Source organism: Pseudonocardia ammonioxydans, assembly GCF_900115005.1.
Taxonomy (GTDB): domain Bacteria; phylum Actinomycetota; class Actinomycetes; order Mycobacteriales; family Pseudonocardiaceae; genus Pseudonocardia; species Pseudonocardia ammonioxydans.
In genome coordinates, this window is the sequence record NZ_FOUY01000014.1 from 1 (window position 1) to 18,080 (window position 18,080).

At 72.5% G+C, this 18,080-nt stretch carries 22 protein-coding genes and 1 tRNA gene; 18 read left to right on the forward strand and 5 right to left on the reverse strand.

Going from position 1 to position 18,080, the window contains the following annotated elements:
* Positions 1–104 precede the first annotated feature (104 nt).
* The 11 genes from BM093_RS14845 (at position 105) to BM093_RS14895 (ending at position 7,073) form a co-directional block, all read left to right on the forward strand.
* Positions 105–506 carry a hypothetical protein gene (locus BM093_RS14845; protein WP_177238489.1) on the forward strand — a complete coding sequence of 134 codons (402 nt, stop codon included), beginning with the start codon at positions 105–107 and terminating at the stop codon, positions 504–506.
* Positions 503–766 (forward strand): hypothetical protein, encoded by a 264-nt coding sequence (locus BM093_RS14850; protein WP_093343208.1) that lies wholly within the window; start codon positions 503–505, stop codon positions 764–766. The genes BM093_RS14845 and BM093_RS14850 overlap by 4 nt, the downstream gene beginning before the upstream one ends.
* A gap of 271 nt (positions 767–1,037) precedes the next feature.
* Entirely contained in the window at positions 1,038–1,226 is a 189-nt protein-coding gene (locus BM093_RS14855) for a hypothetical protein (protein ID WP_093343210.1), read from the forward strand.
* A 4-nt stretch (positions 1,227–1,230) separates the two neighbouring features.
* Positions 1,231–1,581: a hypothetical protein gene (locus BM093_RS14860; protein ID WP_093343212.1), complete on the forward strand. Its 351-nt coding sequence runs from the start codon at positions 1,231–1,233 to the stop codon at positions 1,579–1,581.
* Between the two features lies 1 nt (position 1,582).
* A complete protein-coding gene (locus tag BM093_RS14865) occupies positions 1,583–1,771 on the forward strand; it encodes a hypothetical protein (protein ID WP_093343214.1) in 189 nt (62 codons plus the stop codon).
* Between the two features lie 99 nt (positions 1,772–1,870).
* On the forward strand, positions 1,871–3,337 hold the full coding sequence (locus BM093_RS14870; RefSeq protein ID WP_093343216.1) for an FtsK/SpoIIIE domain-containing protein: 1,467 nt from the start codon (positions 1,871–1,873) through the stop codon (positions 3,335–3,337).
* Entirely contained in the window at positions 3,337–3,552 is a 216-nt protein-coding gene (locus tag BM093_RS14875) for a hypothetical protein (RefSeq protein ID WP_093343218.1), read from the forward strand. Before BM093_RS14870 ends, BM093_RS14875 begins: the two co-directional genes overlap by 1 nt.
* A complete protein-coding gene (locus tag BM093_RS14880; RefSeq protein ID WP_245773531.1) occupies positions 3,549–4,220 on the forward strand; it encodes a hypothetical protein in 672 nt (223 codons plus the stop codon). Before BM093_RS14875 ends, BM093_RS14880 begins: the two co-directional genes overlap by 4 nt.
* 98 nt (positions 4,221–4,318) lie before the next feature.
* The gene (locus tag BM093_RS14885) at positions 4,319–5,686 is read left to right on the forward strand and encodes a replication initiator (protein ID WP_093343222.1); all 1,368 of its coding nucleotides are present in this window, start codon (positions 4,319–4,321) and stop codon (positions 5,684–5,686) included.
* Positions 5,683–5,871: a helix-turn-helix transcriptional regulator gene (locus BM093_RS14890; RefSeq protein WP_093343224.1), complete on the forward strand. Its 189-nt coding sequence runs from the start codon at positions 5,683–5,685 to the stop codon at positions 5,869–5,871. The genes BM093_RS14885 and BM093_RS14890 overlap by 4 nt, the downstream gene beginning before the upstream one ends.
* Positions 5,871–7,073 carry a site-specific integrase gene (locus BM093_RS14895; protein WP_093343226.1) on the forward strand — a complete coding sequence of 401 codons (1,203 nt, stop codon included), beginning with the start codon at positions 5,871–5,873 and terminating at the stop codon, positions 7,071–7,073. Before BM093_RS14890 ends, BM093_RS14895 begins: the two co-directional genes overlap by 1 nt.
* Positions 7,074–7,085: 12 nt before the next feature.
* Here the strand turns inward: BM093_RS14895 and BM093_RS14900 are convergent.
* Together BM093_RS14900 and BM093_RS14905 are read right to left on the reverse strand one after the other, a co-directional pair.
* Positions 7,086–7,158, reverse strand: a tRNA-Lys gene (locus BM093_RS14900).
* A gap of 90 nt (positions 7,159–7,248) precedes the next feature.
* Entirely contained in the window at positions 7,249–7,446 is a 198-nt protein-coding gene (locus BM093_RS14905; RefSeq protein ID WP_143105388.1) for a hypothetical protein, read from the reverse strand.
* 95 nt (positions 7,447–7,541) lie between these two features.
* Here BM093_RS14905 and BM093_RS14910 point away from each other — a divergent pair, with 95 nt between their 5' ends.
* From BM093_RS14910 to phoU (BM093_RS14940), 7 genes are all read left to right on the forward strand, one after another.
* On the forward strand, positions 7,542–8,129 hold the full coding sequence (locus tag BM093_RS14910) for a superoxide dismutase family protein (protein ID WP_093343230.1): 588 nt from the start codon (positions 7,542–7,544) through the stop codon (positions 8,127–8,129).
* 128 nt (positions 8,130–8,257) lie between these two features.
* Complete coding sequence (gene dusB / locus BM093_RS14915; protein ID WP_177238502.1) at positions 8,258–9,376, forward strand: tRNA dihydrouridine synthase DusB; 1,119 nt, start codon at positions 8,258–8,260, stop codon at positions 9,374–9,376.
* A 142-nt stretch (positions 9,377–9,518) separates the two neighbouring features.
* Positions 9,519–10,385, forward strand: a complete 867-nt coding sequence (locus BM093_RS14920; RefSeq protein ID WP_093343232.1) for a GGDEF domain-containing protein — start codon at positions 9,519–9,521, stop codon at positions 10,383–10,385.
* An 819-nt stretch (positions 10,386–11,204) separates the two neighbouring features.
* Positions 11,205–13,250, forward strand: coding sequence for an LCP family protein (locus BM093_RS37920; protein ID WP_177238490.1), 2,046 nt, complete (start codon positions 11,205–11,207; stop codon positions 13,248–13,250).
* 114 nt (positions 13,251–13,364) lie between these two features.
* Positions 13,365–14,021, forward strand: a complete 657-nt coding sequence (gene phoU / locus BM093_RS14930) for a phosphate signaling complex protein PhoU (protein WP_093343241.1) — start codon at positions 13,365–13,367, stop codon at positions 14,019–14,021.
* Between the two features lie 68 nt (positions 14,022–14,089).
* On the forward strand, positions 14,090–14,287 hold the full coding sequence (locus BM093_RS14935; protein WP_093343244.1) for a dodecin family protein: 198 nt from the start codon (positions 14,090–14,092) through the stop codon (positions 14,285–14,287).
* A gap of 71 nt (positions 14,288–14,358) precedes the next feature.
* Positions 14,359–15,018 carry a phosphate signaling complex protein PhoU gene (phoU, locus tag BM093_RS14940; protein WP_093343247.1) on the forward strand — a complete coding sequence of 220 codons (660 nt, stop codon included), beginning with the start codon at positions 14,359–14,361 and terminating at the stop codon, positions 15,016–15,018.
* A gap of 87 nt (positions 15,019–15,105) precedes the next feature.
* Here phoU (BM093_RS14940) and pstB read toward each other — a convergent pair whose 3' ends face one another.
* From pstB to pstC, 3 genes are read right to left on the reverse strand one after another with little or no spacing between them, the layout of a single operon-like run.
* Positions 15,106–15,885: a phosphate ABC transporter ATP-binding protein PstB gene (gene pstB, locus BM093_RS14945; protein ID WP_093343250.1), complete on the reverse strand. Its 780-nt coding sequence runs from the start codon at positions 15,883–15,885 to the stop codon at positions 15,106–15,108.
* 12 nt (positions 15,886–15,897) lie between these two features.
* Complete coding sequence (pstA, locus tag BM093_RS14950) at positions 15,898–17,010, reverse strand: phosphate ABC transporter permease PstA (protein ID WP_093343253.1); 1,113 nt, start codon at positions 17,008–17,010, stop codon at positions 15,898–15,900.
* Between the two features lies 1 nt (position 17,011).
* Positions 17,012–17,956 (reverse strand): phosphate ABC transporter permease subunit PstC, encoded by a 945-nt coding sequence (pstC, locus tag BM093_RS14955; RefSeq protein WP_093343256.1) that lies wholly within the window; start codon positions 17,954–17,956, stop codon positions 17,012–17,014.
* Between the last annotated feature and the right edge of the window lie 124 nt (positions 17,957–18,080).

Genomic DNA, 18,080 nt, shown 5'->3' on the forward strand with positions numbered 1-18,080 from the left:
AACCCAGAGCCAGACAGACTTACCGTTGCAACTCGTCTAGACGTCCTCTACTCTCGATGGCACTCCCCTAGACGTCCAGTCATGGGGTTCGAGAGGAGGCAACGATGAGGGATCTTCCGGTGGTGCTCGACGGCTTCAAGCTCACGGTGGTCGAGCCACCCGCACCCAAGACCCGGCAGGACGCGAACGGTGCCGACGTGCCGGTGACCGATCGGGACGGGGTGACGCAGTTCGTGGTGTCGCTGTTCGCGAAGCTCCAGGTCCAGGCGGGCCAGCGGGCCCCGAAGGGCGAGGAGATCAAGGTGACCCTGACCGCCGACCCGGGCGAGGGGTTCCCGGAGGACACGCGGGTACAGCTGATCGACGCGAAGATCAACCCGTACTCGATCGAGTCCCCGGACGGGCGCACGGTGTCGGGGATCGCGTTCAAGGCGATGGGGCTCAAGCACGCCACCCCGGCCCCGATGCCGCCGCGGCGGGGCAAGGACGACGGGGGCGAGTCGTGACCGGCCGCCCGGACTTCCTGCCCTCGTCCACCGTCTCGGTCGGAATCCACGTCTACGAGACCACGACGTTCGCCACGCACCTCTACCCGGACGACGACCGAGTCACGCTCGACGCGACCGGGTCCGGCGGCACGGTGACGCTGTTCCTCGACCGCCCGGAGATCACCCGCCTGCGCGCCGTGCTGGAGCAGGCCGAGCAGGACCTGACCGAACAGCAGCACGAGATGGGAATCCGCACGATCAGCGGGCCAGCCGCCTGACGCGGCCATTTCTTTCCGGCCGGAGCGCTTTCCGGCGATTCCAGAGCAATTCCGAGGCGGGGACACCTGTGTCCTCACATCAGGGGTGAGCACCAATGACGTGCGCGGAATGCAGCGGTAGCCGCGCCTGCGAGGAGTGTGACGGCTACGGCCACTCGATCGCCGGTGACGAATGCGGCGAATGCGGCGGATCGGGGGTGTGCCCGCACTGCTGGGGACACGTCGACCTGACCACCGAAACCAACAACAGCGAGATGGAGGAGGTACCGCGATGACCACGACCACAAAGACCCGTCCCCGCGCCACCACCGGTGTCGGACGCCTCGTGCGACGTCTGGAGATCGAGCGGCGTCGCTGGTCGCGCCACGACCACCCGGTGATCCCGACCGAGCAGACGTGGCAGGCCGGGGTCGCCGAGGGCCTGCGCCTGGCCCAGGTCGCCATCCGCAAGGGGGTCTGAGGTCATGGCGCTCAGTCTCGGGCCGCGGGACCGGATCACGACCCTGCCGAAGGTCAACCGGCGCGCGCTGCGCAAGTACGGCGAGTTCTGGCGCGCGTTGCAGCTGGTCGGGGACGCCCTGACCGACGCGGAGAAGGTCGCGGCCAAGGCAGGCGACAGCGGTAGGGGCAAGCAGGGCCGGACCGGCGGCAAGGGCACATCAGCGAAGGCCGGCGGCGACGGCCAGCACTGGTCGCACGCCTCCCCGGACGAGATCTCGGCGGCGGCGAAGAAGTCCCACAGCTCGCTGAAGGTCATGGCCAGCTCGGCGAAGAAGTGGGAGGCCGAACTGGTCTCCCGCGAGTGGAGGAAGTGACATGTCCAAGGCCGTCGACCGCACCGTCGAGGAACTCGATGCCGCGATGCGCGAACTGCGCCGGTCCTTGCACGGGATCCCGTACCGCACGGGTGGGTTCAAGAACACCCACGACAACCTCGCCCGCGACGTCGCCGTGCTGACCGTGCATCTGGATTCGGCGCGCGGCGCCTTGCGCGAACAGAAGTGACCACCACCGGGTGGTGGGGCGCCCGCCGAGATGGATTCTTGGCGGAAACACACGGCGGGCGCCCCGCTACCCGGTCTCGATTCGTGAGGACTGGTAGCAATGAACAAGCGTAGTAGCAGCGCAACCCGCACCAACGGCCCCGCCCGCAGCCACGCGGGCCGCGCCACCCGGCCGCCCGGCCGTGAGTTCCAGGCTGCGGCCTGGCTCGCCCGCCACCCCGGCTTCGTCACCGCCCCTCTTGTGGGCCTCGGCCTGACCCTCGTCCTCGGCCCACTCGTCACCAGTGCCGTCCTGGCCGCCCTCGTGCTCGGCGCTTTCGTCTGGGGGCGGGCGCACCCGGCCAGCTTCGACCGGTTCGCCGCCCCGCTGCTGCGGGCCACCTGGCGGCGCTGGACCGTCTACCGCGGCCGATGCTGGACACAGCTGATGTCGGACTGCGGCCTGACCCGCGAGCACCGCCACAGCGGCGAACAGCTCGTCCCTCGCGTCCTGCGTGTGCGCTCGTCCTCGTCGACGATCGACACCGTCTACGTCCGCATGGTCCGCGGGCAGGATGTTGCGTTCTGGCAGGAACGCGCCTCCGTGCTCTACGAAGCGTTGATCGCGCACCGGGTGGCGATCACCCGCCACCGGCCCGGCGTCGTCGCCGTGGTGATCGAGTGGGAGCTGCCGTTCACCCGCACCATCCCGGCCCCGGACATCCCCGAGACCACCGAGGACGTGGACCTCGGCGCGGTCGAGATCGGCGACAACGAACGCGGCGAACCCTTCACCGCACCCCTCGTCGGCGGACACCGGCTCGTCGCCGGCGCCTCCGGGTCGGGCAAGGGCTCGATCCTCTGGTCCACGCTGCGCGGGGTCGGGCCGTGCCTGCGCGACGGCGTCGTGCGGGTGTGGATGGTCGACCTCAAGGGCGGCGTGGAGACCGAACAGGGCGCACCGCTGTTCCACCGCTACGCCACCACCATGGCCGAGGCCCTGGAGCTGCTGACCGAGTTCCGCGACGCCATGCGCGACCGGCAGGACGACATGCGCGAACAGAACATCCGCGCCGCCACACCCTCCACCGCGACACCGGTGGAGCTGCTGGTCATCGACGAGATGGCGATGCTCACCGCCTACGGCGACCGCAGCTCGGTCCGCGAGGCCCTGCGGCTGCTGGCCGAGGTCATGACCCAGGGCCGGGCCTCGCTGTTCGCGGTGCACGGCTACCTCCAAGAGCCGTCCAAGGACGTCGTCGACGTGCGGGAGCTGTTCACTCAGCGGATCTGCCTGGGCGTCACCGCCGCCTCGCATGTCGACATGGTGCTCGGGGAGGGTGCCCGGGAGCGGGGTGCGCTGGCCGATGAGATTCCCGGCGACGAGCGGCACGCCGGGATCGGGTTCGTCATCGACAAGGGCTCGCGGCTACCGGTGCGGTTCCGGGCCGCGTTCACCACCGACGACGACATCACCGAACTCGTCACCCGCTGCGCCCCGCAGGACGCCGACGTCATCGACATGCCCGACGGCGGCCCGGACGAGGCCCCGGATTCGACCGAGCCGAGCGAGCGGGGCGCGGCGTGATGGGCACGACGACCCTGTGGGCCCTGCGCACCTGGGCCAAACTCACCGTCCTGTTGCTGCTGATCGTCGGCGGCTCCTGGCTCTACCTCGGAACCGCCTCGGGCTGGTTCTGGGTCATCACCGCCACCGCGATCGTCGCTGAGTACTACCTCGTGCGCCAGCTCGCCCGTGAATGGTCCTGGGAGGCCCGCGCCACCTGGTGGTGGTCCGCATGACCGCCCAGAGCACCACGGTGCAGGACGCGCTGTTCGGTGAACCGGCCCTCGTCGAGACCGACGACCACGGCCCGCCCGCGACGCAGGACCCGCGCGAGGTCGCCCGGATCGTCGCCACCGCCCAAGAACCGGGGCTGCTGCTGATCGAGCGGACCGGGCTGGTGCTGCGCGCCGACCCGGCCCGCCCCGGCTGCGCCGACGCCGTGCCCCGCCACGACGGCGACACCGTGGTCCAACTCCTCGACACCGGACACCTCAAGCTCGGCGGCACCCACCACATCCACCACAACGGGTCCGAGGGCCCGGCCCGCTCGATCCTGGTCCCCAAGGCCACCCGCGACATGATCGCCCGCTGGCAGCACCTGCGACCCATCCCCCAGCGACCAGCCACCGCGCCGAACACCCCGAAGCAGACCCGGCAGCGCTCGACCGGGGTGATCGGCGTCGACGTCGTCCAACCCGGCAAGGCTCTGGTTACCCTCGGCGCCACCGGGGCCGGCGGCACCGTCATCCGCGACGGCGGCCGCTACCGCGTCGAGAACGACCACGGCGCCCTCGTCGGCCACGCCTCCTCCTACCGGGCCGCCGCCCGGCTCCTGGCCCGCTACCACGGCTACACCCCGGGCCCAGTCGAGATCGAACACGAACACCGCACCTACGGCCGCTGACCGATCCCGTCAACACGGCCCGACCCCGCCGTGTGAGTCCAGCTCCCGGCGGGGCCGGAGCCACTCCGACAACCACCATCCCGGGGAGGGATGCCGTCATGACGGCTGCCACCACCCAGCACGACCACGACCTCTCACATCTCCTGCGCTCCGACGGCTTCCAGGACTGGCGTCGCGAGGTGACCGCCATCGGCGGCTGTGCCGCCCCGATCCACCTCACCGGCTCGTCCCGTATCCACGACCGCGCCACCGGTACGGTTCTGGCCGAGCGGGAAGGTGAGATCCTCGCCCCGTGCGGGAACCGGCGAGCGTCGGTGTGCCCGGCCTGCTCGGACCGCTACGCCTCCGACGCCTACCACCTCCTCCGCTCCGGAATGAGCGGCGGCAAGGGGGTGCCAGACTCTGCTGCCGCCCACCCGCGGGTATTCGTCACTCTGACAGCACCCTCGTTCGGGGCCGTGCACACCCGCCGAGTCACTGCCCGCGGGCTGGTCGTCCCGTGTGGCTGCGGGGACAAGCACCACCCCGACGACCCACGCGTCGGCACCGCACTCGATCCCGCCAGCCATGACTACATCGGCGCGGTGCTCTGGCAGGCCCACGCCGGAAAGCTCTGGAACCGCTTCGCTATCCGCCTCCGACGGATCCTCGCCGGGATGCTCGGGGTCAAGGTCCGCGAGTTCAAAGATCATGCGCGCCTGTCCTACGCCAAGGTCGCCGAGTATCAGCGGCGCGGGCTGGTCCACTTCCACGCCGTTGTCCGGCTCGACGGCCCGGACGGGCCCACTACCGCCCCGCCCGGTTGGATCACCACCGAGGCCCTGACCGTCGCGGTCCGGGACGCGGCCAGCTCGGTATCCCTCGTCGTCGACCGTCCGGACGGGACCCCGCTTCCGCTGGCATGGGGGAAGCAGGTCGATATCCGCCCGATCACCTCGACCGCAGCGGCTGCGCTCGAGGACGACGACGGCGAGATCACCGACTCAGCGCTCGCCGCCTACGTCGCCAAGTACGCCACCAAGGGCACCGGCAAGAGCGAGGCGACCGACCGGCCGATCCGCGACATCGCCCACGTCCGCCACCTCGACATCACCCACCACCACCGGCGGCTGATCGAGGCCGCGTGGGAGCTCGGCGGCCTGGAGGCATACGAAGACCTGAACCTGCGCCGGTGGGCGCACATGCTCGGCTTCCGCGGCCACTTCCTGACCAAGTCACGCGCCTACTCGACCACCTTCGGCGCGATCCGCGGCGAGCGCCGCGCTTACCGCCTCGGCGAGACCCTCGCCGGCCTCGACACCCCGGCCGAGCCCGGCTCGGTGCTGGTGGTCAACGACTGGCAGGTCGTCCAGATCGGGCACCGCAACGACGCCGAACGAGAGATCGCCCTCGGCATCGCCGAACGCCGACGCGAGCAACGCCGCAGTCGCGGTACCGACCACACGGACCACGGGAGGACGTCATGAACGGGATCGAGAAGCTGTGGGGCGTCAAGGAGGTTGCCGAGTACCTCGGCATTCCGGTCCAGACGCTCTACCGCTGGCGCTGCCACGGCTACGGCCCACCCGGGCGCCGGATGGGCAAGCACGTTCGCTACATCCCGAACGAGGTCCGTTCGTGGGTCGCGTCCCTGCGGGACGAGGTGGCCTGATGGCCCGGCCTCCCCTGCCGATCGGTACCCACGGCCGGATCCGGATCTACCAGCTCGGGCCGAAGCGGTTCCGTGCGCGGACGAACTACCGCGATCACGACGGGGTCATCCGCGACGTCGAGCGCACCGCCCAGAGCAGGGCCGCAGCCGAGAACACACTGCGGGCTGCTCTCCGCGACCGTGGCCGCGTCTCTCGTGACGGGGACATCGACCGTGACTCGACGGTGCGCGCGCTCGGGGAACTGTGGCTGGCGGAGATCGACCGGGCTGTTCAGCTCGGAAAGCGCTCGCCGACCACCGCGGAGGCCTACCGGTACCGCTGGGACCGACACGTACGGGACGGGCTCGGGTCGCTCCGCATCCGCGAGCTGACGGTGTCCCGGCTCGATCGACTCGTGGTCCAGGTTCACGACCGCTACGGCACGGGTGCGGCCAAGACGACGCGGACTGTGCTGAGCGGGCTCGTCGGCCTGGCGGTCCGTCACGACGCGTTGGAGCGAAACCTGGTGCGGGACGTCGGGCGGATCGAGAACTCGGCGTCGTCGGCGCGCTCGCTCACCGCCGCCCAGGCCGTCGACCTGCGAGAGAAGATCAACGGTGACCCGAAGTGCCGCGAGTGGGATCTCGTCGACTTCACGGATTTCATGCTGGCGACCGGCCTGCGGATCGGGGAGGCCGCCGCGGTGACCTGGGCCGCCCTCGATCTCGACGCCGGCACGGTCGAGGTGCGCGGCACCGTCGTCCGGATCAGGGGGCAGGGCCTGCAGATCAAGGCTCGGCCGAAGAGCAAGAGCGGGTATCGCCGGCTGGAGCTGCCGGCGTGGGCGATCGGGATGCTGCGCCGTCGTCGCGCCGAGTCGTCACCGAACCAGTGGGACGTGGTGTTCACCGCGCCGCTCGGCGGGCTGCGCGACCCGTCCAACACGCAGTCGGACCTCCGGAAGGTGTTCGACCGCGCGGGGTACGAGTGGGTCACCTCGCACGTCTACCGGAAGACGGTGGCCACGCTGATGGACGCTGCCGGGTTGAGCGCGCGCCAGGCTGCCGATCAGCTCGGCCACTCCAAGGTGTCGATGACACAGGACAACTACTTCGGCCGGAAGGTTGCGCAGACCGGGGCCGCGGACGTCCTGGAGCTGTTCAGCAATCCCGGGGGTAAACCGGGGGTGGATCTTGACGAGGACGAGAGTCCAAGTGCGTGACCTGGGGAGATGTGGGCCCCGTGGGAATCGAACCCACAACCCGCGGATTAAAAGTCCGCTGCTCTGCCGATTGAGCTAGAGGCCCCAGACGATGGAACGGGGCCCGACCGTGCCGATCTCCCCCGATGTCCCCTCGATCCGGGATCACATCCTACAGCGCCTCCCGGGCAGGGGATCACGCCGAGCGGTTCTCGATGGCCCGGGTCAGCTCCTGTTTCCAGGCCTCGCGCTCGTCCGGGAAGTTGCGGCCCATGTCGGAGATGCAGTCCGCGCACCGCCCGACGATCGTCAGCAGCGCAGCGTTCGAACACCGCGAGCACGGCACCGGCTCGGCGAGCGCGTCCTCGGGACGCTCGGCCACATCGGCTGTCACGACGACCACGGTAGCGGACACCCGATCCGGTGACACGGGCCGAGGACGGCCGTTCCATGCTGCCCGAATTATCCGCTTCGCGGACACTGGCGCGCATGAATCTCCGAACCCCCGCATGGTGCGCGTTGCTCGGCGCGACCGCACTCATGGTCACCGCGTGCGGTGGCGCTCCCCAGGACGCCGAGGTCGACTCCACCGCCCAGCAGAGCGTGGAGGTCTCCGCGACCTACGCCGAGGGCGGCGACGGACCCGCCTACACCTACGACACGGAGCTGGTGCCCGCCGGCGCGACCGTCGAGGTCAGCAGCACCTCCAGCGGCGACGAGACCACCACGACGCTGCGTGTCTCCGGTCTGCTGCCCGACCGCACCTACGGCGCGCACGCGCACACGAAGCCGTGCTCCCCCGCCGCCGGTGACGAGGCCGGTCCGCACTACCAGTTCTCCCAGGACCCGGTCACGCCGAGCGTCGACCCCGCCTACGCCAACCCCGAGAACGAGATCTGGCTCGACCTCACCACCGACGCGAACGGCGCCGGCGAGGCGACGAGCACGGTCCCGTGGACGTTCCCCGAGGACCGGCGCGCTGCCTCGGTCGTCCTGCACGAGGAGCCGACCGCCACCCACGCCGGGCACGCCGGCACCGCCGGTGGACGTCCCGGCTGCGTGACCGTCGACTTCTGACCGTCGCCCCCGTGCGGCGGGCGGGGACACCCGTGTCAGCGGGACCTGGGACAATCGTCGGTGTGACGATCGTGCAGGACCGCGTCCGCGACGAGCGGACGAACACCCCCGCCCGCCGCGGCCGCGTGCTGCCGCCGCTGCGCATCGGCCCGTACGCGGTCGACACACCGGTGGTCCTCGCCCCGATGGCCGGCATCACCAACCCCGGGTTCCGGCGGCTGTGCCGCGAACAGGGCGCCGGCTACTACGTCTGCGAGATGATCACCGCCCGCGGGCTGGTGGAGCGCAACCCGCTGACGTTCCGCATGATCGCGTTCGACGACGACGAGCGTCCGCGGTCGATGCAGCTCTACGGCGTCGACCCGGCCTCCATGCGGCGGGCGGCGGAGATGGTCGTCGAGCGCGACCTCGCCGACCACATCGACATGAACTTCGGCTGCCCGGTCCCGAAGGTCACCCGCCGCGGCGGCGGGGCGGCCCTGCCGTTCAAGCGCAAGCTGTTCGAGCGGATCGTCCGCGCGACCGTCGAGGGAGCCGGGGACCGGCCCGTCACGGTCAAGATGCGGATCGGCATCGACGACGACCACCACACCTACCTCGAGGCCGCGCGGACGGCCGTCGACGCCGGCGCCGTCGCCGTCGCGCTGCACGCCCGCACCGCCTCGCAGCGCTACTCCGGCTCCGCCGACTGGAGCGCGATCGCGCGGCTGCGCGAGGCCGTGCCCGCCCACGTGCCGGTGCTGGGCAACGGCGACATCTTCTGTGCCCAGGATGCGCTGGACATGGTGGCCCGCACGGGGTGCGACGGCGTCGTCGTCGGCCGGGGCTGCCTGGGACGGCCGTGGCTGTTCGGCGACCTGGAGGCCGCCTTCGCCGGGCGCGAGCTGCCCGCGCCCCCGAACCTGGGCCAGGTCGCGACGACCCTGCGCCGGCACGCCGTGCTGCTCGGTGAGCACATGGGCGACCACAAGGGCATCCGCGACGTCCGCAAGCACATCGCCTGGTACCTCAAGGGCTTCCCGGTCGGTCCGGAGCTGCGCCGCAGCCTCGGGATGGTGGAGTCGATCGGCCACCTCGACGACCTGCTGTCCCAGCTGGACCCGGACGAGCCGTTCCCGGCCGAGGCCGACGGCCCGCGCGGCCGGCAGGGCTCGCCCGGGCGGGTGGTCCTCCCGGAGCACTGGCTCGACGACCCCGACGACCCGTCCGTGCCCTTCGGAGCGGACGTGGACCACTCGGGCGGCTGATCGTCGCCCTGCGGGGCCACCGGGTCCCCGACCCGGGGGAACCGGCCCCGCCGAACGGGTAGCGACGGCGCGCACGACTCAAGTCCCGCGGGCCTCGCACCGATTCTCACCGATGACGAGTGGGCGAGACGGGAGGTGGACGGTGACCGACACGGCCTGGACGGTGTGCGATCCCGCGCGCCGCACGTCCACCCAGCCGGCGACCGCCGGCATCGACGACGTCGGCCCGGCCGACCCCGCCGCGCGCGCGGCCCTGCACACCGCCGCCGCCGAACGGCTCGCGGGTGACGGCTGCTTCGAGCAGGCCTACCAGCACCTGCGCGAGGCCGTCCGGCTGCTGAGCGACCCGACCGGGGCGCCCGTCGAGGACGAACTGGACCGGCTGCGCCGCGAGCACGCCGAGGCCCGCGAGCAGAGCCGCCGCGACAGCCTCACCTCCACCTACAACCGGCGCTACCTCGACGAACGGCTCACCGACCTGATCGACAGCGGCACCGTCCGCCCGGTGTGCCTCGCGCTCGCCGACATCGACCACTTCAAGCAGGTCAACGACACCCACGGGCACCCGTTCGGCGACCGGGTGCTGCAGCGGATGGTGCACGAGCTGGGCCGGGGACTCCCGCGCGGCGCGTTCTGTGCCCGCTACGGCGGCGAGGAGTTCGCGCTCGTGCTCCCCGGCCTCGGCCCGGAGGACGGCGTCGCGGTCTGCGAGGCCGCCCGGGAGCGCGTGGCCGCGCACGACTGGACCGAGCTGCACCCCCGGCTCCGGATGACGATCAGCATCGGCGTCGCACACATCGGCCCCGGCGACGGCGAGGTGGAACCGCTCGTCGACGAGGCCGACCTCCTGCTGTACGCGGCGAAGCAGGCGGGCCGCAACGCCGTCGCCCACCGGTCGCCCGACGGTCGTGTGCTGCTCGCGGGTGCCGCATCCGGACGCCGCTCCATCCCCCAACTGGGTGCTGGTCCGGGCCGCCCCGGACCCCCACCACCGGTCACGGCCGAATAGACTCACCAGTAGCGGGAGCCGGTCGCGAGCGGTCGGTGTCCCACGGCCTGCGCACCCCCGCGCACGGCCACCGCGCGGACCGGAGCGGACGCGCGACGAGGAGGCCCGGTGCAGGACGACGACGAGCGCCGGCCGCGGCGCACCCGTCGCCGGGCCGCCGACGACCCGCCTTCGTCCGGGGCCGCCCCGGAGGCTCCACGCCGTGCCGACGAGCACCGTTCCGGCCCGCAGGCGCGGCCCGGGAGCGGCCCGGTGGATCCGCGGTCGCGCCCCGACACCGGACCGCAGGCGTCCGGGCCGCAGGCGCGACCCGACACGAGCCCGGCGACCTCCGGTCCGCAGGCGCGACCCGACACGGGCCCCGCGACCTCCGGGGCGCAGCCCCGGCCCGCCGAGCCGGGGAGCCCGGCCCCGTCGACCGGGGTCCGACGGGTGCGCGGCGGCCGGGTCCCCCGCCATCCGGGCGGTCCGCCGCCGGCCGAGCCCCCGCGTCCGTCCGAGGCCGGCCCCACCGGCGGGCACCCGGTCCCGGCCCCACCGCCGCCGGCACCGCGCACGCCCACGGGTCCGGGCGTCCCGCGTCCGCCCGCGGCGCCGCCTGGCGGGGCGGACGGGACACACCCCGATCCGCGTCCGGGTGCGGCGCAGCCCGACCCGCGGTCCGGCCCGCCCCGCTCCGGGCCGGCGCAGCCCGGCGATCCCGAGGCCACCCGACCGCGCTCGGCCGTCCAGGGACGGTCCGGCACGCACCGGCCCGACCCGCGCACGCCCGGCGCCGGGCGACCGCCCGCCGGACCCGGCTCCACCGGTGCCGCGCCGGTGCCCGGCACCCCGCAGGCCGGCCGCGTCCCGCCCTCCGGCCCCGGGACCTCCCAGTCCGGTGCGGTCCCGCCCGCCGGACCCGGCACCTCGCAGCCCGGTGCGGTCCCGCCCGCCGGACCCGGCACCTCGCAGCCCGGTGCGGTCCCGCACGCCGGCACCGGCGGCACAGCACGACCGGCCGCGCCCGACCCCACACGGGCGACGCCGGCCGGCCACCCCGGCACGGCACCACGGGACGCGGCCCCGCCGACCGGCCCCGGCACGTCGCAACGCACCCCGGCGCCCCCGCCCGGCCCGGACACCGGCCGGGCCGCGCAAGTTCCCGGCACGGCACCGCCCCACCGGGCACCCGACGAGGCCGGTACCCGTGACCCGCGAGCCGGTCAGGGCGCGGGCGCGCCAGAACCGCGGCCCACGACCGGGCAGCACCCCGTCGAGCCCGGCTCCGGACCCGCCCGGACCGCCGATGCGGCCGACCCGGGGCCGTCGACGGCCGACGCGACCCGGCACGACAGCGGTTCCCGCCGCCGGGCCGCGGACGGCCGGGCGCCCGAACGGCCCGGAGCCGCCGACTCGCGGGGCACCCAGGTCTTCGACGCCCTCGTCCCGCACCGCAGGCGGCGCCGGAGCACGGGCCCCGAGGCCGACACCCCGGACGGCTCCGAGGCGCCCGACGAGCTCGCCGAGCCGGAGCCCGCGACGCCGCTCTCGCCCCGCCGCAGGGCGCTGCGGATCGGGGCCGCGGTCGCGGCGGTTCTCATCCTGGCGACGACGGCGTTCGGCTTCACCGGCCGCAGCGAGGTCTACGACGGTGTCGAGACGGTCGCCGCGCTCGAGCCGGACACCGACGCGGTCCTCAACTCCTCCGAGCAGGCGGGCGACCGGAACGTGCTGGTCCTGGGCGTCCAGGCGGACCGCGCGGGCGTCCCCGAGCCGGCCCGCACCGACACCGCCGTCCTCGTCCACCAGCCGGCGGACGGCGGGCAGGCGGTCACCCTGTCGATGCCCGCGACGCTCGAGGTGTCCCGGCCCCCGTGCCGCCGCTGGGACCCGGCGACCGGCACCTACGGCGAGACCGTCCCCGCCGAGTCCCGCACCGCGTTCGCGACCGCCTACGACGTCGGCGGCCCGGCCTGCAGCGTCGGCGTCGTCCAGCAGCTCACCGGGATCTCGCTGACCGGTTTCGTCGCGTTCGACCTGGCCGGGTCCCCGGCGCTCGTCGACGGGGTCGGCGGCATCGAGGTGTGCACCGAACGCCCGGTCGTCGACCCGGTCCTCGGCCCGGTCGTCGAGGGCTCCGGCACGGTCGCGCTCGACGGGCCGACAGCCGTCCGGTTCGCCACCGCCACCGGTGCCGGGGACAGCTCGCCCGCCAACCGGGTGCAGCGCCAGCAACGGGTGCTCGCGGCCGCGCTGGGTGAGGCGCTCTCGACGTCGTCGCTGCTCACGCCGGGTGCTCCGGGCCGGGCGGCCGACGGCATGACGGGCTCGCTCGTCGCCGACGGCGTGGATGCCGGCGAGATCCTGACCCTGGCCCGCGGCCTCGGCCGGGCCGGCGCGGACGGCGACGACAGCACCCCGCTGTTCCTGCCGGTGCCGGTCGGCGAGTCCCCGAACACCCGCGGGCACCTGGACCTGGAGCGCAGCGACGCCCGCGAGCTGTTCTCCGCGATCCGCAAGAACGAGCCGCTGCCCGAGTCGGCGACCGCACCGGCCGCCCGGGCGGCGACCGCGGCCGTCGCGGGCACCACCGTCGACCTGGTCGACGCGACCGGGCGGCCGGGAGCCGTCGAGCAGGTCGCCGAGAGCCTGCGCACCCGCGGCTACGAGATCGGCTCGATCAGCAGCGGCCCGCCCGCCGAGCGCGCGACCGTCCGCTACTCCCCGGACAACACCGACGCCGCAGGCGCCCTGGTCGGCGCGCTGCCGGGAGCCCGCCCGGCACCGGACCCCACCGGGAGCGGGCAGCTGGAGCTCGTCGTCGGGGCCGGGGACCACGCCCCCGTCCGCGCCGTGCCGGAGACCGGCGCGGACTGCGCCTGAGCAGCGCCGCCCGGGCAGGGACGGCTACCCCGATCGGACGGACGTCGTCCACCGTTCACGGCGGGTTCACCCGCTCAGGCTGACCCGCGCCGCCGACCGCTCTAGGCTCGAGGTATGCGCGACACGTACCAGGAGCAGCTGGACGAGCTGGCCTCCGGCCTGGCGGGGATGTGCGACGACGTCGCGCGCGCCATGGAACATGCCACCCGCTCGCTGCTCGATGCCGACCTGCAGCTCGCCGAGCAGGTCATCTCCGAGGACATCAAGATCGACGACGTGCGGGCAGCGGCCGAGCACCAGGCGTTCGGGCTGCTCGCGTTGCAGGCACCGGTCGCCACCGACCTGCGGGTCGTGGTCGCGGCGATCCACGGCGCCGGCGACATCGAGCGGATGGGTGACCTCGCCCTGCACGTGGCCCAGGCCGCCCGCCGCAGGCACCCGCAGTCGGTCGTGCCCGACGAGATCAAGCCCTACTTCACCGAGATGGGCCGGGTCGGGGTCGAGCTCGCGGAGAAGGCCGGCCGGGTGATCCGCAGCCGTGACCTCGAGGCCGCCGTCGAGCTCGAGGCCGACGACGACGCCATGGACGACCTGCACAAGCACATGTTCACCGTGCTGATGGACCGCAACTGGACCCACGGGGTCTCGGCGGCCGTCGACGTGGCCCTGCTGGCCCGCTTCTACGAGCGCTACGCCGACCACGCCGTGGCCGTCGCCCGCCGCATCGTCTACGTCGTGACCGGGCAGATGCCGGGACCGCTCGCCGTCTGAGAGCCGTCGCTCGCCGTACACCCGCCGTGTCGCGTTTGTTCGCGACACGGCGTGGGCACCCGTGTCCCATGGAGCATGCGGGCTGCGTCGTCACCGAGGTGGTGGGCGCCTCCGACGAGAGTGTCGAGGAGGCGATCCGCGACGGCATGGACCGCGCCGGCCGCTGCCTGGAGTGGTTCGAGGTCACCGGTGTCCGGTCCACGGTCCTGGGCTCCGCCGAGCGGTTCCAGGTCGACCTGCGGGTGGGCCTGCGGAACGCGGCCTGACCCGCCCGTTCACCGAAGGTTCACCCCGTCCGCGCCGAGGGTTCCACCGGCCCCGAACTAAGGTCGACGACATGCGCAGGGAAACTCTCGACGACAACCTGACGCAGCTCCAGTCGATGCTGGACGAGATGGCACCGCTGGTGGCCACCGCCTTCCACCACGCCTCCGAGGCGCTGCTGCACGACCGGCACCGCCTCGCCGAGCAGGTCATCGCCCGGGACCCGATCATCGACGGCCACCGGGCCGCGGTCGAGCTCCTCGCCGTCGAGACCATGAACCTGCACCAGCCGGTGGTGTCCCCGCTGCGGTCGGTCGTCACCGCACTGCGCTGCTCGCAGCAGCTCGAGCGGATGGGCGACCTCGCCCGGCACGTGGCCGAGGCCGTCACCCGGGCCGGTGACCGCCCGGCGCTGCCGGAGCAGGCCCATCCGCTGTTCGCCGACCTCGGCGGGCGGGTCGCCGCCATGGGCGACAAGGCGGTCACCGTGCTGCGCACCCGCAACGTCGTGCAGGCCCTCGAGCTCGAGGGCGACGACGACGGGGTCGACGCCGTCCACCAGTCGGTGTTCGAGCTGATGTTCGGCCCGGAGTGGACGGCCGGGATCGAGGCGGCGGTCGACGTGGCCCTGCTGGCCCGATTCCACGAACGCTTCGCCGACCACTGCGTGCACCTGGCGAACCACGTCGTCTACGCCGTCACCGGCGGCACCGCGGACGAGATCTCCCTCTAGGAGCCCGAGAGCCCCGGAGACACCACGATCCCGGAACCCCCATGAGGGGGTCCGGGACCGTGGTCCGTGCGGGATGCGTGCGTGGCCTCAGCCGAACCGGCCGGACACGTAGTCCTCGGTCGCCTTCTGCTTCGGCTGGGAAAAGATCGTCTTGGTCTCGTCGAGCTCGACGAGCTTGCCCGGCTTGCCGGTGCCCTCGATGTTGAAGAAGCCGGTGAAGTCGCTGACCCGTGCCGCCTGCTGCATGTTGTGGGTCACGATGACGATCGTGTAGTCGTTCTTCAGCTCGTTGATCAGGTCCTCGATCGCCAGGGTGGAGATCGGGTCCAGCGCCGAGCACGGCTCGTCCATCAGCAGCACGTCCGGGCGCACCGCGATCGCCCGGGCGATGCACAGCCGCTGCTGCTGCCCGCCGGACAGGCCCGACCCGGGCTTCTCGAGCCGGTCCTTGACCTCGTTCCACAGGTTCGCGCCACGCAGCGAGCGCTCGACCGTGTCGTCCAGCTCGGACTTCGAGGCCTTCTTGTTGTTGAGCTTCATGCCCGCGATCACGTTGTCGTAGATCGACATCGTGGGGAACGGGTTCGGCCGCTGGAAGACCATGCCGATCTGGCGGCGGACGCCGACCGGGTCGACGTTCGCGCCGTACAGGTCCTGGCCGTCGAGCTCGAGCCTGCCCTCGACGCGGGCGCCCGGGATGTTCTCGTGCATCCGGTTGATCGAGCGCAGGAAGGTCGACTTGCCGCAGCCGGACGGCCCGATCAGGGCGGTGACCGTCTTCGGCTTGATCGTCATGTTGACGCCCTCGACGGCGAGGAACGACCCGTAGTAGATGTTCAGGTCCTTGGCTTCGACACTCTTGCCCATGACGGGACTTCCTTATCGGGTCTTCGGGGAGAAGTAGCGGGAGATCAGCCGCGCGACGACGTTGAGGATCATGACGATCAGCATCAGCACCAGCGCCGCGGTCCACGCACGGTCGAGGAACGGGTCACGCGGCACGCCCGGCGTCGCGTACGAGTAGTACGAGAACACCGGCAGCGTGGCCATCCGGCTATCGAACGGGTTGAGGTTCACCCCGGTCGCGAGCCCGACGGTGACCAGCAGCGGCGCCGTCTCACCGATGACGCGGGCGATCGCCAGCGTGATGCCGGTGGCGATGCCGCCGGCCGTGGTCGGGATGACGACCTTGAGGATCGTCCGCCACTTCGGCACGCCGAGCGCGAACGCCGCCTCGCGCAGCTCGTTCGGGACGATCTTGAGCATCTCCTCGGTGGAGCGCACCACGATCGGGATCATGAGCACGGTCAGCGCGACCGCGCCGACGAAGCCGAATCGCACGCCCGGGCCGAGCAGCAGCGTGAACAGCGCGTAGGCGAACAGGCCCGCGACGATCGACGGGATGCCGGTCATGACGTCGACGAAGAACGTGATCGCCCGCGACAGCTTGGAGTTGCTGCCGTACTCGACCAGGTAGATCGCCGTCAGCACGCCCACCGGGATCGACATGGCCGCGGCCAGCCCGGTGATGATCAGCGTGCCCTGGATCGCGTGCAGCGCCCCGCCGCCCTCACCGACGATGCCGCGCATCGAGTTGGTGAAGAACGTGACGTCGAACCGCTCCCAGCCCTGCGCGATCACGGTCCACAGCACCGAGACCAGCGGGACCATCGCCAGCACGAACGCACCGGTGACGATCACCGTGACGAGCCGGTCGGCCGCCTTGCGGGCGCCCTCGACGACCCGCGAGGTCGTGTAGGTGGCCACCGCGTACACGACGGCGGTGAGGAAGGCCCACAGCCCGACTCCGGAGCCCGTCGCCGCGGCCACACCCGCCATGACGACGGCGGTGGCCGCGAGGATGCCCAGCGGCGCCCAGCGGGGCAGGCTGCCCTTGCGGCGCAGCACCGCGGGCGTGGTCGAGGCGGGGGCCTCGAGACCGGTCCCGGTCACGGGGGCCTCCGTGCGAGGGTGTTCGGTTCCGGTGGACATCTCAGTTCGCTCCGGAGAAGTCGCGGCGGCGCTCGACGATGTAGCGGGCGAGCATGTTGACCAGCAGGGTGATCACGAAGAGCACCAGGCCGGAGGCGATCAGCACGTTCACGGTGATCCCGGAGGCCTCCGGGAACTGCAACGCGATGTTCGCCGCGATCGTGCCCGGGTTCTCCGAGCTGATCAGGTTGAACGTGACGGCGCCCGAGACGGACAGGATCATCGCGACGGCCATCGTCTCGCCGAGCGCACGGCCCAGGCCGAGCATCGCGCCCGAGATGATCCCGGACCGGCCGAACGGCAGGACGGCCATCCGGATCATCTCCCAGCGGGTCGCGCCGAGGGCCAGCGCGGCCTCCTCGTGCAGGCTGGGCGTCTGCAGGAAGACCTCGCGGGCGACCGCGGTGATGATCGGCAGGATCATCACCGCCAGCACCAGGCCGACCACCATCATCGTCCGGCCGGTGGTCGACGCCGGGCCCGCGAACAGCGGGATCCAGCCGAGGTTGTCGGTCAGCCAGTTGCTCAGCGGCACCGACAGCGGCGCCAGCGTCCAGGCGCCCCACAGGCCGTAGACGATCGACGGGACGGCCGCCAGCAGGTCGACGATGTAGCTGAGGCCCTGGGACAGCCGTCGCGGCGCGTAGTGGCTGATGAACAGCGCCACCGCGACCGCCGCCGGCGTCGCCACCACCAGCGCGATCACCGCGCCGAGCAGGGTGCCGAAGATCAGCGGACCGACGTAGGCGACGAGACCGCCCGGCAGCTCCGATTCGGGAGCCGTGACCGCCGGGAACGCCTCGATGAGCAGGAAGGAGGCGACCCCCGCCAGGACGACGAGGATCGCGATCCCCGCCCCCTTCGCGGAGCCGGCGAAGATGCGGTCGCCGAGCTGGGTGACCGGTTTCGCGGCCTTCTGCTCGGACTTGACTTCGGTGGTGGTCACAGTGATCCCTGGAGGTGCGGACGTGCGCTGGACAGGGCGTGGCTGACGCCGGGGAACCCCGGGCGGTCATTCCATGATGAACACCACCCGGGGCTCCTGGCTAGATGACGTACAACTCGATCGC